The following is a 15771-nucleotide window of genomic DNA, read 5'->3' as shown; positions in this document are numbered from 1 at the left end:
ATGCCCACACCCTACCCGCGTTGGAGTTCCTCGATGAGCCTGCTCTTCTCCCCCCTGCCCCTGCGCGGTCTCACCGCCCGCAACCGCCTGTGGGTCGCGCCGATGTGCCAGTACAGCGCCGTCGCGGGAGTACCGCAGGAGTGGCATCACACCCATCTGGCCCAGTTCGCCTCCGGCGGGGCCGGCATCGTCATGGCCGAGGCCACCGCTGTCTCGGCCGAGGGACGCATCTCGCCCGATGACACCGGGCTGTGGAACGACGCGCAGCGCGACGCGTGGGCTCCGATCGTCTCCGCGATCCGGGCCCGCGGAGCCCTCGCCGGGGTGCAGCTCGCCCACGCCGGGCGGAAGGCCTCGACCTGGTCCCCGCTGTCGGGCCACCGCGGCTCGGTGCCGCACGATGCCGGCGGCTGGCCGACCGTGGCGCCCTCGGCGATCGCGTTCGACGGGTTCGCCGCCCCGCACGCCATGGACACCGCCGCGATCGACGCCGTCGTCGAGGACTTCGCGGCGGCCGCGCGACGCGCCGTGCAGGCCGGGTTCCAGGTCCTGGAGATCCATGCCGCCCACGGCTACCTGCTGCACCAGTTCCTCTCGCCGCTGTCCAACCTCCGCGCGGATGAGTACGGCGGTCCGCTGCCGGACCGCGCCCGGCTGCTGCTTCGCATCGTCGAGAGGGTACGGGATGCCGCGCCCGACGCGCCCATCTTCGTCCGCTTCTCGGCGTCGGACTGGGCGGAGGGCGGCTGGGACGTCGCGGAGACCACCACGGTCGCGGCGTGGGCTGCCGAGCGCGGGGCGGACTTCTTCGACATCTCCAGCGGCGGACTTGTCGCGCATCAGAAGGTCCTCACCGCGCCGGGGTATCAGGTCGGCTTCGCCGCGCACGTCCGCCGCGGCGCCGGGGTCCCGGTAAGCGCGGTGGGCCTGATCACCGACGCCGCGCAGGCGGAGGACGTGCTCACCGCCGGCGATGCCGATGCGGTCATGGCGGGGCGCGAGTGGCTGCGCGATCCGCACTTCGCGCTGCGGGCCGCGGGCGAGCTCGGTGTCGAGATCGACTACTGGCCGAAGCAGTACCTGCGCGCCCGCGTGGCCTGACCCGTCCCGGACGTCGAGGCTCCTCCGCGAGCCACGACCTGGCGCCGAGCGCACGACCCGGCGCCGAGCGCACGACCCGGCGCCGAGCGCACGACCCGGCGCCGAGCGCACGACCCGGCGCCGAGCGCACGACCCGGCGCCGAGCGCACGACCTGGCGGCGGCGAGAAGCCGTGCGCTGGGCGGAAAGCCGTGCGCTCGGCGGAGTCAGCGACGGCGTCGGGTCGCGTCCTGCACTTCTCCGATGAGCTCCTCGATGATGTCCTCCAGGAACAGCACCGCCGTCGTCTCGCCCGCCGCGTTGCGCACCTGTGCGAGGTGGCGCCCGGCGCGACGCATGAGCGCGAGCGCGTCCTCGAGGTCGGTCGTCTCCAGCACGGGCACCATCTGGTGGATGCGCCTTCTCGGGATCGGCTGGGCGATGTCGGCCGCCGCATCCGGGCCTTCGGCGGCGCGCAGGATGTCCTTCAGGTGCACGTACCCGATCGGGATGCCGGCGGCGTCCACGATCACGTACCGCGAGAATCCGTGCTTGGCGACGGATCGTTCGATCTCGTCGGGCGTCACCGACACGGGCAGGGTCACCAGCTGTGTGAGCGGGACCGCGATCTCCTTGGCCCTCTTGTCGGTGAACTCCAGCGCCGCCGAGACGGTACCGGCCGCGTCGTCCAGCACACCCTCGATCCGGGACTGGTTCACGATCGTGGTCACCTCGTCCAGCGTGAACGTCGAGGCCGCCTCATTGCGAGGCACGACCCCGAACAGGCGCACGGCGTGGTTCGCGATCCAGTTCAGCGCCACGATGACGGGGTGGAAGACGCGCGAGACCCACACCAGCGGCGTCGCCAGCATGAGCACGGCCCGATCGGGCACCGAGAACGCGAGGTTCTTGGGCACCATCTCGCCGAACACGACGTGCAAGTAGGACACCAGCAGCAGCGCGATGAGGAACGCGATCGTGTCCACCATCGCCTCGCCCAGGCCGGTCAGCCCCAGCGGCTCGGCCAGGAGGTGGTGGATCGCCGGTTCGGAGACGTTCAGGATCAGCAGCGAGCAGATCGTGATGCCCAGCTGGCTGGTCGCCAGCATGAGCGTCGCGTGCTCCATCGCGTACAGCGCAGTCTTGGCCGAGCGGGAGCCCTTCTCGGCGAGCGGCTCGATCTGCGATCGGCGCGCCGAGATGACGGCGAACTCGGCTCCGACGAAGAAGGCGTTGAACGCCAGCAGCACGAACAGCCACGCGATTCCGGCCCAGTCGTTCATGAGCGCTCACCCCGCCCCGCGGCATCCTGCGCCGGTTCGGCGGCCGGAGTGTGGGTGAAGCGGACCCGGTCGACCCGGCGTCCGTCCATCCGCTGCACATCCAGCGTGCCGTCATCGATCTGGATCTTGTCGCCCACCACAGGGATGCGCTCCAGGACGCTCATGATGTACCCGCCCACGGTGTCGTACACATCGCCTTCCGGAATGCGGATGCCGGTGCGATCGCGCACCTCATCGGGGCGCAGATCGCCCGGGAAGCTGAGGGATCCCTCGCCGCGGATGATGCCGGCGCGGCGACGGTCGTGCTCGTCGAGCACCTCGCCCACGATCTCCTCGACGAGATCTTCGAGGGTGACCACCCCGGCGGTGCCGCCGTACTCGTCCACCACGATCGCCATCTGATAGCCCCGCGCCCGCAGCTCGGACACCAGGGTGTCCAGGTGCACGGCCTCCGGCACGCGCAGCGGCTCGGTCGCCAGCGCCGCTGCCGGAACGTCGCGGCGGCGGTCGCGGGGAACGCCGACCGCGGCCTTCAGGTGAACGATGCCGACGATGTCGTCCATCGACTCCTCGTACACCGGGAAGCGGCTGTGTCCGGTGCGGCGGGCGAGCTGGATGACATCCTCCGCCGAGTCCTCCGCGGACAGCGCGTGGATGCTCGGCCGCGGGGTCATCACGTCCGCGGCCGTGAGCCGGGCGAACCTGAGGCTGCGATCCAGAAGGGATGCGGTGTCCTCCTCGAGGACGCCCGCAAGCGCCGAACGGCGCACCAGGCTGGAGAGCTCCTCAGCCGTGCGGGCGCCGGAGAGCTCTTCTTTCGGTTCGACGCCGATGAGGCGCAGCACGCCGTTGGCGCTGCCGTTGAGCAACGCGATCGCCGGACGGAACACCATCGTGAAGCCGACCTGGAACGGCATCACGAGCTTGGCCGTCTGGCGCGGAACGGCCAGCGCGAAGTTCTTCGGGATCAGCTCGCCCAGGATCATCGACAGGATCGTCGCGATCGTGATCCCCACGAACACGGCCAGCGGCGCTGCCACACCCTCGGGCCATCCCCATGCCGCGAACACCGGCCTGAGCAGGCTGGAGATCGCCGGCTCCATCGCGTAGCCGGTCAGCAGCGTGGTCAGCGTGATGCCCAGCTGCGCGCTGGAGAGGTGCGTGGAGGTGATCCGCAGCGCGCTGATGGTCAGCGCCAGGCGGGTCTCGCCGGCGTCGCGGCGTGCCTCGAGATCCGCACGATCCAGATTGACGAGCGCGAACTCGCTTGCGACGAACAGGCCGGTCCCGACCGTGAGCAGGAGCCCCACGCCCAGCATGACGTACTCCATCACGCATCACCCCCCGGAGAGGAAGGCTGGCAGTGGGGCGAGCGTCTACTGGGGGGGTCGTCCATCGTGCCGGTCAGTCTACGGCAGAGCAGTCGTGCGGATCACGTCCACGTGAGCGCCGCCGCCGGCTTGTCCGAGGCCGCAGTCACCAGCTGACCGGCAGTGCCTTGCCCTCTTCGTAGCCGGCGGCGGACTGCAGCCCGACACGTGCACGCTCGTGGAACTCGGCCACCGACGCGGCACCGGCGTAGGTGAAGGACGAACGCACGCCCGAGGTGATCATGTCGATCAGGTCCTCCAAGCCGGGACGAAGCGGGTCCAGGTAGATCTTCGAGGAGGAGATGCCCTCGGCGAACAGCTCCTTGCGCGCCAGGTCGTACGGATCCATCCGGCCGAACCGGGCGTGCACGGCCTTGGTCGAGGCCATCCCCCACGACTCCTTGTAGGCGCGTCCGGCCTCATCGACCTGCAGTTCGCCGGGCGACTCGATCGTGCCGGCGAACCATGAGCCGATCATGACGGATGCCGCCCCCGCAGCCAGCGCCAGGGCGACGTCGCGCGGGTAGCGCACGCCTCCGTCCGCCCATACCGACGCACCCAGCATCCGGGCCGCCTCCGCGGTCTCCAGCACGGCGGAGAACTGCGGACGACCCACGGCCGTCATCATGCGGGTGGTGCACATGGCGCCGGGACCGACGCCGACCTTGAGGATGTCCGCCCCGGATCGGACCAGATCGGTCACCCCCTCGGCCGTGACGACGTTGCCGGCCGCGATCGGGATGCCCAGATCCAGGCCGGCGACGGTGCGCAGCGCCTCCAGCATCCCCTCCTGGTGGCCGTGGGCGGTGTCCACGACCAGCACGTCGACTCCTGCGGCGACGAGCGCTTTCGCCTTCGCGGCCACGTCGCCGTTGATCCCGACCGCTGCCGCGACGCTGAGGCGTCCGGCGGAGTCCACCGCGGCGCGGTACAGGGTGGAGCGCAGCGCGCTGCGCCGGGAGAGGGTGCCGACCACGAAGCCGTGATGCAGGACGCAGACCGTCTCGGCGTCGGCGGCGACGAGAAGGTCGAAGGCGTGGCGGTCGCTTTCCACATCGTCCGCGTCGATGGATGCCGTCCGACTGCGCGCCAGGTCACCCAGGCGCGCATCGGACAGGGCTGTGCCCAGGCGTGTCGCGGGCACGACGCCGAGGACGGCGTCGATGTTCACCGGCCCGGCCGAAGCCTCCGCCACGACGATGCCGTGGCCCTCGGTCGCGGGCAGGAGCCGGAGCGCGTCGGCGACGGTGGCGTCGGGTGGCAGCACGAGCGGGGTGTCCCAGCGGACCGGCTGACCCTTGACCCAGCGGATCGCGGCATCCAGCTCCTGCAGGGGCATGTCCTGAGGCAGCACGCCCAACCCGCCGCGGCGGGCCAGCGTCGCGGCCAGTCGTGCCCCCGTGACCGAGTTCATGTTCGCCGAGACGAGCGGAATCGTCGCGGTCGTTCCGTCTCCGGGGGAGAGATCCACATCCAGCCTGCTCGTGATGGACGAGTGGCGTGGCACCAGGAACACGTCCGAATAGGTCAGGTCCACTTCGGGCTGTTCACCGTAGAACTCCATACCGAAAGGGTAGTGACTCTTGCTGTGCGGATAAGGATGAGCAATCGTGTTCCCCTGCCCCCTTCCCCTCCGGGGACGGCCACACCAGACTGAGTTAGGCTTAACAGTCGTGCGTGTGGGCAATTCAAGCGCCCCGCACGCTCTCAAAAGTCTCATGAAAGCGGGCGATCGAGCGTGTCGAGCCAGATCACGGGCGTCGGAGTGTCGAGCGAGGGAGAGTTCGGAGCCAACGAATGGCTCGTCGACGAACTCTACGAGCAGTTCAAGGTGGATAAGAACTCAGTGGACAAGGCGTGGTGGCCGATCCTCGAGGCCTATCACCCCGTGGACACGACGGCGACGGACGGGCCTGGGACCACCGCTCCGGGGACGACCGGTGACGGTGCGCCTGCTGCGCCGACGCAGCCTTCCGCAGCACCGTCCGCCCCGGCCGAGGACCCGCACCCGGTGACCGCTCCGATTCCCGTGCTGGGTGCACAGCCGGTGGCCCGCACCACCGCACGGCCGGCGGCGCCGCAGCCGATCCCGGCGCAGGCGCCCGCGGTGGCCCCGTCCGCCACGACGGAGAACCCCGAAGCCGACAAGGTCACCGTGCTCAAGGGCATGACCAAGACCCTCGCCGTGAACATGGACGAGTCTCTGACCGTCCCGACCGCGACCAGCGTCCGCACCATCCCGGCGAAGCTGATGATCGACAACCGCATCGTCATCAACAACCACATGTCCCGCACGCGCGGCGGCAAGATCAGCTTCACGCACCTCATCGGCTGGGCGCTGATCCGGGCGCTGAAGGAGTTCCCGAGCCAGAACGTCTTCTACGCGGAGATCGACGGCAAACGGTCCGTGGTCGCCCCCGCCCACATCAACCTCGGCATCGCCATCGATCTGCCCAAGCCGGATGGCACGCGCGCGCTGCTGGTGCCGAGCATCAAGCGCGCCGACACGCTCACCTTCAGCGAGTATCTCGTCTCGTACGAGGACCTGATCACCCGCGCGCGCGGCAACAAGCTGACCGCCGCCGATTTCCAGGGCACCACCATTTCGCTGACCAACCCGGGCGGGATCGGCACGGTCCACTCCGTGCCGCGCCTGATGAAGGGGCAGGGCGCCATCATCGGCGCCGGCGCGCTGGAGTACCCGGCCGAGTTCCAGGGTTCCAGCGACAAGACTCTGAACGAGCTGGCGATCGGCAAGACGATCACCCTCACCAGCACGTACGACCACCGCGTCATCCAGGGCGCAGGGTCGGGCGAGTTCCTCAAGAAGGTGCACGAGCTGCTCATCGGGCAGCGCGACTTCTACGAGGACATCTTCGCCGCGCTGCGCATCCCGTACGCTCCCATCCGGTGGGCGGCGGACATCAACGTGGATGTGGCCGAGCGGGTCGACAAGACCGCCCGGGTGCAGGAGCTGATCAATTCCTTCCGCGTCCGCGGCCACCTGATGGCCGACATCGACCCGCTCGAGTACGTGCAGCGCACGCACCCCGACCTGGAGATCGAGCAGCACGGTCTGACCTTCTGGGACCTGGACCGCTACTTCGTCACCGGCGGATTCGGCGGCAAGCGTCAGATGAAGCTGCGCGACATCCTCGGTGTGCTGCGCGACTCGTACTGCCGCACCATCGGCATCGAGTACATGCACATCCAGGACCCGGAGCAGCGCCGCTGGTTCCAGGAGAACGTCGAGCTGAAGTACCAGAAGCCCGGTCACGACGAGCAGCTGCGCATCCTGAGCAAGCTGAACCAGGCCGAGGCATTCGAGACGTTCCTGCAGACGAAGTACGTCGGCCAGAAGCGCTTCAGCCTCGAGGGCGGCGAGTCCCTCATCCCGCTGCTGGATGAGATCCTGCAGGGCGCGGCGGATGCCGGGCTGGACGGCACCGCGATCGGCATGGCCCACCGCGGGCGGCTGAACGTGCTCACCAACATCGCCGGCAAGACGTACGGCCAGGTGTTCCGCGAGTTCGAGGGTTCGGTCGCCGTCGGCAGCAAGAGCGGCTCCGGCGACGTGAAGTACCACCTCGGCACCGAGGGCACGTTCGTGGATGACCGCGGCGAAGAGCTGCCGGTCTACCTCGCGGCCAACCCGTCCCACCTGGAGACCGTCGACGGCGTGCTCGAGGGCATCGTGCGGGCCAAGCAGGATCGCAAGCCGATCGGCTCGTTCTCCTGGCTTCCGATCCTCGTCCACGGGGACGCGGCCTTCGCCGGCCAGGGCGTGGTCGTCGAGACGCTGCAGATGTCGCAGCTGCGCGGGTTCCGCACCGGCGGCACCATCCACGTCGTGGTCAACAACCAGGTCGGGTTCACGACCGTGCCGCAGGACGCCCGCACCTCCGTGTACGCCACGGACGTGGCCAAGACCATCCAGGCCCCGATCTTCCACGTGAACGGCGACGACCCCGAAGCCGTGGTCCGCGTGTCGCAGCTCGCCTTCGCGTACCGTCAGCGCTGGCACCGCGACGTCGTGATAGACCTCGTCTGCTACCGCCGCCGCGGTCACAACGAGGGAGACGACCCCTCGATGACGCAGCCGCTGATGACCAACCTCATCGAGGCGAAGCGCTCGGTCCGCCGCCTGTACGTCGAAGCCCTGGTCGGCCGCGGCGACATCACCGAAGAGGAGTACGAGCAGGCCAAGCGCGACTTCCAGGACGGTCTGGAGGTCGCATTCGCCGAGACGCACGCGGCTGAGACGGGCACCTCGCCGATCGTCACGGAGGCGATCCTCGAACCCGCCGTCGGGGCTCCGGAGACGACGGGCGTGTCCCGCGAGGTCGTTCAGATGATCGGCGATGCGTTCGTGAACAAGCCCGACGGCTTCACCGTGCACACGAAGCTGCAGCAACTGCTGGAGAAGCGCCTGGACATGAGCCGCAACGGCTCGATCGACTGGGGCTTCTCCGAGCTGCTGGCGTTCGGCTCGCTGCTGCTCGAGGGCACCTCGGTGCGCCTGGCCGGTCAGGACTCGCGCCGCGGCACGTTCGTGCAGCGCCACTCGGTGCTGCACGATCGCGCCAACGGCCAGGAGTGGATCCCGCTGGCCAATCTGAGCGACAACCAGGGCCGCTTCTGGGTGTATGACTCGCTGCTCAGCGAGTACGCGGCGATGGCGTTCGAATACGGCTATTCGGTGGAGCGCGCAGATGCGCTGGTGCTCTGGGAGGCGCAGTTCGGCGACTTCGCCAACGGCGCCCAGTCCGTGATCGACGAGTTCATCTCGTCCGCAGACCAGAAGTGGGGCCAGCAGTCGAGCGTCGTGCTGCTGCTCCCCCACGGCTACGAGGGGCAGGGGCCCGACCACTCGTCGGCGCGCATCGAGCGCTACCTGCAGATGTGCGCGCAGGACAACATGATCGTCGCGCGCCCGTCGACGCCGGCATCGTATTTCCACCTGCTGCGCCGGCAGGCGTACGCCCGTCCGCGGCGTCCGCTGATCGTGTTCACCCCGAAGGCGATGCTGCGCCTGCGCGGTGCGACCAGCAGCGTGGATGACTTCCTCACCGGAAAGTTCGAACCCGTGCTGGATGACTCGCGCGATCTGGACCGCAAGGCCGTCAAGCGCGTGCTGCTGCACGCCGGCAAGATCCACTGGGACCTCAAGGCGGAGCTGGAGAAGAACCCCAACCCGCAGGTCGCCCTGGTGCGCCTGGAGCAGTACTACCCCGCCCCGATCGAAGAGCTCAACGCGGTTCTGGACAGCTACCCCGACGCGGAGCTGTTCTGGGTGCAGGACGAGCCGGAGAACCAGGGCGCGTGGCCGTTCATCGCCCTCGAGGTCGTCAAGCACCTGCACGGGCGCACGATCGCGCGCATCTCACGGGCATCGGCGGCATCGACGGCGACCGGGTCGCCGAAGGTGCACGCCCGCGAGCAGGCGGAGATCCTGAAGCGGGCTCTCACCGTCTGAGCGTGTGTCGACGAGCGGATGCCGCGGGGAGCAGTTCCCGCGGCATCCGCTTTTCGTCGTCCGGGCCGAGGCGCCCCGGACGCAGGGTCAGTACCAGAGGCTCAAGTACGGCGATGCCGGGGCGGTGAACGCCGCCTCGAACGCGGCGAGCGCCGCCGGCCGCGCGTCCACCAGTCCGGCCGCGGCAAGCGTGGCGGCCCGCACGCCGCCCAGCAGGAGCGACGAGAGCGAGTTGACCGACAGCGTGAGGTCCGGCGACGCATCGGCCGCGACGGCGGTCGCGTTCCCCGTGTCGTCGATCTCGAGCCGCCAGCTGCCGTCCGCGAATCCGAGCGGATCGGTGACGCGCAGCACGAAGGAGCCGGGGGCGGCGTAGGTCCGGGCGGTCAGGACGGCCGGCACGTCGAGGATGCGCAGCCACCCGTGCTCGGACGTCTCGACTTTCGCGCCGCGCTGGTCGGCGATCATCCACCTCAGCGGCTCGTCCACCGACAGCAGCGAGGCCTTCACGACCGATACCAGGTCATGCTCCAGGATGAACCGCCACAGCGCCGCGTACGCGTCCGGGGTCTCACCGACCAGCTGGTGCAGTTCGAGCTCGTGCTTGGTGAAGTCCGCTCCCTCGTCCGAGAGGCGGTAGACCGCGACCCCCCGGGTGGCGCCGGTGGCATCGGCATATCGCACACCGCGCACCTTGTGGGCGTTCTCCTGTCCCGGCGCCGTCCCCGACATGCGACGCCACAGCCCCGGCCATCCCTCGATCTCACCGGGACGGGCCAGGCGCACCCGGTCGTGGACCTCGCCGAGCATGTCACGCAGGCGCTCCCGGTCCACGAAGTCCAAGCGACCCTCCGGTCGCGGACCGGCCCAGATCGCCCGCTTCGTCTCGATCGACCAGTCGGTGGCGAAGGTCGCGGGCGAGAAGCCGAAGCGCCCGTAGATGGTCGCCTCGGACACCGTGAGCCCGGCGAGGGGCAGCCCGAGGTCGGCGGCGGTGCGCAGCTCGCCCTCCAGCATGGCGCGTGCGATGCCCTTGCGGCGGTGCGTGGGGGCGACGGTGACGCCGCTGATCGCCCACGTCGGGATGCCGCGACGGCCGGGCATGCTCATCTCGGTGACCCAGGAATTGACGGTCCCGACCGGCTGGGACGTGTCGAGCGCAGCCGGATCGTAGACACCCGTGAAACGGCGGAAGGCCAGACCCTCGCGGGATCCGCCCAACTGCTCCTCGCTCTGCTCACCGGAGAGGAATCCTCGCGTCTCGGCCTGCAGATACGGGTCGAACACCGCTGCATCGGCGGTGTCGATCACGCGGTATTCGAGACCCGTCGCCGCGACGGCGGCGACTGCTGCGGGGTCGGCAGGGGCGTTCTTCCAGTCGCGGGCAACCATGAGCCCAGATTACCCAGCCGCCGGACACGGCGAGGTAGCGGGTGCCGCCTGCCTCAGTGGGTGGCCTGCGCCGCGCGCAAGCGGCTGAGCACCTGATCGCGCAGCTCCTCAGGAGCGGTCTCCTTGCAGGCACGCGCGACCACTTCGGTCAGGGTGCGGGATACGAGCGCCTCGTCCCGGCAGCTGGGGCAGTTCTCCAGATGCTGGGCGATGTCGCTCTGCGATGTCTTGCACACCTCGTGTCGGAGGTACTCCTCCAGGTCGCGTCGGGCCTTCTCACAGCCGCAGTCGGTCATTTCCTGCTCCCTGTCGCGGCTGCGCTGATCCCGCGCTCGGCCGCATAGTCCGCCAGCAGTTCACGAAGCATCCGCCTGCCACGATGCAGGCGGCTCATGACCGTGCCGATGGGTGTCTTCATGATGTCGGCGATCTCCTGGTACGCGAAGCCCTCGACATCCGCAAGGTACACCGCCAACCGGAAGTCCTCGGGGATCGCCTGCAGCGCATCCTTCACCACGGATGCCGGCATCCGGTCTATCGCCTCAGCCTCGGCCGACCTGCTGCTGGTCGCGGTGGTCGATTCCGCCCCGCCCAGCTGCCAGTCCTCGAGCTCGTCGATCGTGCCCTGGTAGGGCTCGCGCTGCCGTTTGCGATAGATGTTGATGTAGGTGTTGGTGAGGATGCGGTACAGCCACGCCTTCAGGTTGGTGCCCTGGGTGAACGTCGCCCAGGATCCGAACGCCTTCACGAACGTCTCCTGCACGAGGTCGGCCGCGTCTGCGGGGTTGCGGGTCATCCGCATCGCCGCCGCGTAGAGCTGATCCATGAAAGGAAGCGCCTGCACCTCGAACTGGGTGCGCGCGTCGGTGGCGTCCTCTGCCTCGTCATTCATCACGCGCAAGTCTACGGCGGCGGGGTCCCAGGCCAGCTCGAGCGCGGAAACGTCGTCGGCGACCGGCCGATCGAGCAGGGCGATCATACGGCCCACTTTCTGCTGGTTACGTCGCGGCTTGTTGTTCGCAACGGTTCAGTAGGGTAGAACCCGATGACTGGTGACCGGTATTCCCAACCCCCGAAACCATCGGCGCGTGGCCGATGGGCCGCACCGACCGCCGACGGCCCGTTGCGGGCGACCGTCACAGTGCCGGGATCGAAGTCGCTCACCAACCGTGAGCTGATCCTCGCGGCGCTGGCCGACGGCCCGAGCCGCCTGACCTCGCCCCTGCACTCCGACGACTCGGCCCGGATGATCACGGCTCTGCGCGCGCTCGGCATCGGGACCGAGCGAACCCCGGGCGCCGGCAAGTACGGCGACGACCTCGTCATCACCCCCCTCTGGCCGCTGCAGGGAGCCACTGAGGTCGACTGCGGGCAGGCCGGGACCGTGATGCGCTTCGTCGCAGGGCTGGCCGGCTTCGCGCGGGGGGACGTAACGCTGACCGCCCACGAGAGCGCCCTGCACCGCCCGATGGGAACGATGATCAAGGCGCTGCGCGATGTCGGTGTGGACATCGATGACGGCGGGCACTGGTCCCTGCCGTTCATCGTGCGCGGCCATGGGCACGTCCGCGGCGGAGAGGTCGTCGTCGACGCGAGCGCCTCCAGCCAGTTCGTGTCCGGTCTGCTGCTGGCTGCTCCCCGCTTCGATGTCGGACTGCACCTCATCCATCGCGGCGAGCGCCTGCCGAGCATGCCGCACATCGACATGACGATCGAATCCCTGGCCCACCGTGGCGTCCACGTCGAGCGCCCCGCCCCGGGCGAGTGGGTCGTGCCGGCTGGTCCCGTTCGGGCGAAGGACGTCGCGATCGAACCCGACCTCTCCAACGCCGCGCCGTTCCTGGCCGCGGCGATGATCGCGGGCGGCTCGATATCGGTGACCGGCTGGCCGGCGCACTCGACGCAGCCCGGCGCGATGCTGACCGAGATCCTCTCGCTGATGGGTGCGCGTGCGGTCCGCCGCGGTGGGTCGCTCACGGTGACCGCGGGCAGCGGCATCGCCGGTGTGGACCTGGACCTGTCCGCCGCCGGCGAACTCACGCCCACCCTCGTCGCGCTCGCCGCGTTCGCCGATGCTCCGAGCACGTTCTACGGGATCGGCCACATCCGCGGGCACGAGACCGACCGCATCGCAGCGCTCGTGAGCGAGCTGCGCGCCCGCGGAGGCGAGGCGCACGAGCTGCCCGACGGCATCCGCATCGTCCCCCGCCCTCTGCACGGCGGCACCTGGCGTGCACACCACGACCACCGGCTGGCGACCACCGGGGCCCTCATCGGGCTGGCCGTGCCGGACGTCGAGATCGACGACATCGGCACCACGGCCAAGACCCTTCCCGAGTTCCCGGGGCTGTGGCAGGCGATGCTGGACGGCTCGCCGGATGACGACGCCCGACCGCAGCCCCTGCACGATCTGGTCTCCTGAGGTCGCGCCCGGTGAGCTGGCTCGAGGACGATGAGGACGACGAACCCGAGTTCGATGAGACGACGCTGCGTGCGCGGCCCAATCCGAAGGCGAATCGTCCGCGCACCAAGCGCAGACCCGCGCATGCGGATGCCGTGATCGCCCGTGTGCTCGGCGTCGATCGTGGCCGGTACACGGTCCTGGTGGACGAGGATGCGCCCGACGAGCGCCGCGTCTCGGCCACCCGGGCACGGGAGCTGCGCAGGATGCAGATCGTCACCGGCGATCGCGCGCGCGTGGTCGGCGATATCTCCGGCGACGAGGGGACCCTCGCGCGCATCGTCGGCATCGAGGAGCGCACGTCCCTGCTGCGCCGATCCGCCGACGACACCGACCAGGTCGAGCGGATCATCGTGGCCAACGCGGATCAGATGCTCATCGTGGTCGCCGCCGCCGACCCGGAACCGCGCGAGCGCCTCGTCGATCGCTATCTGGTCGCGGCGCTGGATGCCGGGGTGCGTCCCCTCCTCGTGGTGACCAAGACGGACCTCGCCGACCCTGCCGAGTTCCTCTCGCACTTCGAGGGGCTCGATCTGGAGGTGTTCACCAGCGCGCAGGAGGAGATGCCGCTCGAGCGGATCGGCGCGCAGCTGATCGGTCATTCCACGGTCTTCGTCGGGCACTCCGGCGTCGGCAAGTCCACGCTCGTGAACGCCCTGGTGCCGAGTGCGATGCGCGCGACAGGGCACGTCAACGAGGTGACCGGGCGCGGGCGGCACACCTCCTCCTCCACGGTGTCGCTGCGCTATCGGGGCGACGGCGGCAACGGATGGGTGATCGACACACCCGGCGTGCGCTCGTTCGGCCTCGGCCACGTCGATCCGGCGAACATCCTCGGCGCGTTCACCGAGCTCGCCGAGGTCGCGAAGGACTGTCCGCGCGGCTGCACCCACCTTCCGGACGCCCCGGACTGCGCCATCGTGGAGGCGGTCGCCGAGGGGCGCCTGGGGCCGAACGGCCCCGCGCGGCTGGACTCCCTGCAGCGACTGCTCTTGACGTTCGGCCATCACCATCAGCCCTGACCCGGCATCCCCCACGCACGTGGATCGCCCTACTCTGGGGGGATGAGCACCATCGTCCTGAAGCCCGGATCCCCCGCCCCCGATTTCACCCTGCTGAACCAGGATGACCAACCCGTCTCCCTGCACGATCTGCGCGGCCACGGAGTCGTGCTCTTCTTCTACCCCGAGGCCATGACGCCGGGCTGCACGACCGAGGCGTGCGACTTCCGCGACAGCCTCGCGCCGTTGCAGGCCGCGGGCTACACCGTCCTGGGGATCTCGCCCGATCTGCCCGAGAAGCTGCGGCGCTTCCGTGAACGGGACGGCCTGACCTACGACCTGCTGAGCGACCCCGACCACACCGTCCTGGGCCAGTACAGAGCGTGGGGCGAGAAGAAGAATTACGGCAGGGTCTACCAGGGCGTCATCCGCTCGACGTTCGTGCTGGACCCCGAGGGCGGGATCCAGGAGGCTCTGTACAACGTGAAGGCCACCGGGCACGTCGCGCGCGTGCGCAAGCTCGTCGGACTGGACGGCTGAACGCTCGCTATTCAGGCGCCGCTCCCCCGGCTCGACGGCCGGCTGCGCGGACGGCGAGCACCAGCAGAACGAGCGCGACCAGCCCGGGGACGGCGAGGGCGAGCCCGGTGGCAGGAGACGAGTAGGCGCCGGTCACCGCGCCCAGCGCGACGGCCAGGATGAGCAGCTGCGTGACCACTCCACCGGAGCGGCCCCATGACTGCCCCCGCCAGGTGGCCACCGCGAACGCCAGCACTGCTGCCGCGCCGACGGCGGTGAGGACCAGCAACGCGATGGCGGTCTCCACCGCGCCGGTGTCACCGGCGGCGAGCGCCCAGATCTGCCATCCCACCAGCGCTGCCACCGCGAGTCCTTCGAGCCCCAGCACGACCGCCGCGAGCCGGTCCACCGTGTGTGTACGCATTGATCAGAACCCTCTTGTCAGCCGTCACGGCTTTGTCGAAACCCTCTACACCATGCGGCGGATCCTCAGCAAAACGGTACTTAACGTGCCACTGAACCCTTGATTCGCGCAGACCGCTGTGGGACCATTGTTAGAGCAGTGTGCTCCCACAGCGAGGTGGGGCGAGACATCTCTCGCACATCCCCACAGGGTAGCGGACCCGAATCCGGGCTCTGTAACACCCCATCACCGTCACAAGGAGCATTCCCATGGACTGGCGCGATAAGGCTGCCTGCCTGACCGTCGACCCCGAGCTGTTTTTCCCCGTAGGGAACACCGGCCCCGCTGTCGATCAGATCGAGAAGGCCAAATCCGTCTGCGCACGTTGCACCGTGACGGAGATCTGCCTGCAATACGCCCTGGAATCCGGGCAGGACTCCGGCGTGTGGGGCGGGCTCTCCGAGGATGAGCGCCGTGCCCTCAAGCGCCGCGCCGCTCGCGCTCGTCGCGCCTCCTGACAGCGGTCCCCTCCGCACCCCCGCGCTCGCAGCCCGCGCAGGAGCGCCTGCGCCGCACAGAAGCGCCCGCTCGCGCCTCCATCGTCCTCGGCGCCTCCCTCGTCGACTCCCCGCCTCCCCTGTCCTTCGACGGCCCGCCTCCCCTGACCCTCGACGGCCCGCCTCCCTCGTCGGTCCGGTGCCCCTCGGTCGTGTCCCACTTCGGCATGCGACACGCCGCACAGAGCATGCACAAGTGGGACGCGAAAGGGCGGAAGCGGAGTTTCGGC

At 69.5% G+C, this 15771-nt stretch carries 13 protein-coding genes; 6 read left to right on the top strand and 7 right to left on the bottom strand.

Annotated elements, in window-relative coordinates; translation table 11 throughout:
- Window positions 1–33: 33 nt before the first annotated feature.
- Window positions 34–1101 (top strand): NADH:flavin oxidoreductase/NADH oxidase, encoded by a 1068-nt coding sequence (locus tag QNO12_RS03995; protein WP_257502856.1) that lies wholly within the window; start codon window positions 34–36, stop codon window positions 1099–1101.
- A 205-nt stretch (window positions 1102–1306) separates the two neighbouring features.
- On the opposite strand, the gene QNO12_RS03990 is transcribed toward QNO12_RS03995, so the two are convergent.
- The 3 genes from QNO12_RS03990 to guaB1 form a co-directional block, all read right to left on the bottom strand.
- The gene (locus QNO12_RS03990; RefSeq protein ID WP_257502857.1) at window positions 1307–2362 is read right to left on the bottom strand and encodes a hemolysin family protein; all 1056 of its coding nucleotides are present in this window, start codon (window positions 2360–2362) and stop codon (window positions 1307–1309) included.
- Window positions 2359–3693: a hemolysin family protein gene (locus tag QNO12_RS03985; protein WP_257502859.1), complete on the bottom strand. Its 1335-nt coding sequence runs from the start codon at window positions 3691–3693 to the stop codon at window positions 2359–2361. Before QNO12_RS03985 ends, QNO12_RS03990 begins: the two co-directional genes overlap by 4 nt.
- Window positions 3694–3838: 145 nt before the next feature.
- Window positions 3839–5296 (bottom strand): GMP reductase, encoded by a 1458-nt coding sequence (gene guaB1 / locus QNO12_RS03980; protein WP_257502860.1) that lies wholly within the window; start codon window positions 5294–5296, stop codon window positions 3839–3841.
- Between the two features lie 174 nt (window positions 5297–5470).
- Between guaB1 and QNO12_RS03975 the strand changes: the two genes are divergently transcribed.
- The gene (locus QNO12_RS03975; RefSeq protein ID WP_257502861.1) at window positions 5471–9208 is read left to right on the top strand and encodes a multifunctional oxoglutarate decarboxylase/oxoglutarate dehydrogenase thiamine pyrophosphate-binding subunit/dihydrolipoyllysine-residue succinyltransferase subunit; all 3738 of its coding nucleotides are present in this window, start codon (window positions 5471–5473) and stop codon (window positions 9206–9208) included.
- Window positions 9209–9295: 87 nt separating this feature from the next.
- Here QNO12_RS03975 and QNO12_RS03970 read toward each other — a convergent pair whose 3' ends face one another.
- Genes QNO12_RS03970 through QNO12_RS03960 form a run of 3 tightly spaced genes read right to left on the bottom strand, consistent with a single transcriptional unit; the run spans window position 9296 to window position 11579 of the window.
- Complete coding sequence (locus tag QNO12_RS03970; RefSeq protein WP_257502862.1) at window positions 9296–10600, bottom strand: GNAT family N-acetyltransferase; 1305 nt, start codon at window positions 10598–10600, stop codon at window positions 9296–9298.
- Window positions 10601–10653: 53 nt separating this feature from the next.
- Entirely contained in the window at window positions 10654–10896 is a 243-nt protein-coding gene (locus QNO12_RS03965; RefSeq protein ID WP_257502863.1) for a zf-HC2 domain-containing protein, read from the bottom strand.
- Window positions 10893–11579: a sigma-70 family RNA polymerase sigma factor gene (locus QNO12_RS03960; RefSeq protein ID WP_374761034.1), complete on the bottom strand. Its 687-nt coding sequence runs from the start codon at window positions 11577–11579 to the stop codon at window positions 10893–10895. Before QNO12_RS03960 ends, QNO12_RS03965 begins: the two co-directional genes overlap by 4 nt.
- Before the next feature lie 66 nt (window positions 11580–11645).
- Between QNO12_RS03960 and aroA the strand changes: the two genes are divergently transcribed.
- From aroA to bcp, 3 genes are read left to right on the top strand one after another with little or no spacing between them, the layout of a single operon-like run.
- Window positions 11646–13022 (top strand): 3-phosphoshikimate 1-carboxyvinyltransferase, encoded by a 1377-nt coding sequence (gene aroA / locus QNO12_RS03955; RefSeq protein ID WP_257502864.1) that lies wholly within the window; start codon window positions 11646–11648, stop codon window positions 13020–13022.
- An 11-nt stretch (window positions 13023–13033) separates the two neighbouring features.
- On the top strand, window positions 13034–14083 hold the full coding sequence (rsgA, locus tag QNO12_RS03950) for a ribosome small subunit-dependent GTPase A (protein WP_257502865.1): 1050 nt from the start codon (window positions 13034–13036) through the stop codon (window positions 14081–14083).
- A gap of 42 nt (window positions 14084–14125) precedes the next feature.
- Window positions 14126–14602, top strand: coding sequence for a thioredoxin-dependent thiol peroxidase (gene bcp, locus QNO12_RS03945; protein WP_257502866.1), 477 nt, complete (start codon window positions 14126–14128; stop codon window positions 14600–14602).
- A gap of 7 nt (window positions 14603–14609) precedes the next feature.
- Here bcp and QNO12_RS03940 read toward each other — a convergent pair whose 3' ends face one another.
- On the bottom strand, window positions 14610–15005 hold the full coding sequence (locus tag QNO12_RS03940; protein ID WP_257502867.1) for a histidine kinase: 396 nt from the start codon (window positions 15003–15005) through the stop codon (window positions 14610–14612).
- Between the two features lie 248 nt (window positions 15006–15253).
- On the opposite strand from QNO12_RS03940, the gene QNO12_RS03935 reads away from it, so the two are divergent.
- Window positions 15254–15502: a WhiB family transcriptional regulator gene (locus QNO12_RS03935; protein WP_019182239.1), complete on the top strand. Its 249-nt coding sequence runs from the start codon at window positions 15254–15256 to the stop codon at window positions 15500–15502.
- Window positions 15503–15771: the final 269 nt, after the last annotated feature.

It is taken from the genome of Microbacterium sp. zg-B185 (assembly GCF_030246885.1).
Taxonomy (GTDB): Bacteria; Actinomycetota; Actinomycetes; order Actinomycetales; family Microbacteriaceae; genus Microbacterium.
Note: the sequence above shows the minus strand (reverse complement) of the source record. Positions and strands in the feature narration are given on the sequence as shown.

Coding starts and splice junctions, on each gene's coding strand:
- QNO12_RS03995 (WP_257502856.1), top strand. CDS start 34: ATGAGCCTGCTCTTCTCCCCCCTGCCCCTGCGCGGTCTCACCGCCCGC.
- QNO12_RS03990 (WP_257502857.1), bottom strand. CDS start 2,362: ATGAACGACTGGGCCGGAATCGCGTGGCTGTTCGTGCTGCTGGCGTTC.
- QNO12_RS03985 (WP_257502859.1), bottom strand. CDS start 3,693: ATGGAGTACGTCATGCTGGGCGTGGGGCTCCTGCTCACGGTCGGGACC.
- guaB1 (WP_257502860.1), bottom strand. CDS start 5,296: ATGGAGTTCTACGGTGAACAGCCCGAAGTGGACCTGACCTATTCGGAC.
- QNO12_RS03970 (WP_257502862.1), bottom strand. CDS start 10,600: ATGGTTGCCCGCGACTGGAAGAACGCCCCTGCCGACCCCGCAGCAGTC.
- QNO12_RS03965 (WP_257502863.1), bottom strand. CDS start 10,896: ATGACCGACTGCGGCTGTGAGAAGGCCCGACGCGACCTGGAGGAGTAC.
- QNO12_RS03960 (WP_374761034.1), bottom strand. CDS start 11,579: ATGATCGCCCTGCTCGATCGGCCGGTCGCCGACGACGTTTCCGCGCTC.
- aroA (WP_257502864.1), top strand. CDS start 11,646: ATGACTGGTGACCGGTATTCCCAACCCCCGAAACCATCGGCGCGTGGC.
- bcp (WP_257502866.1), top strand. CDS start 14,126: ATGAGCACCATCGTCCTGAAGCCCGGATCCCCCGCCCCCGATTTCACC.
- QNO12_RS03940 (WP_257502867.1), bottom strand. CDS start 15,005: ATGCGTACACACACGGTGGACCGGCTCGCGGCGGTCGTGCTGGGGCTC.
- QNO12_RS03935 (WP_019182239.1), top strand. CDS start 15,254: ATGGACTGGCGCGATAAGGCTGCCTGCCTGACCGTCGACCCCGAGCTG.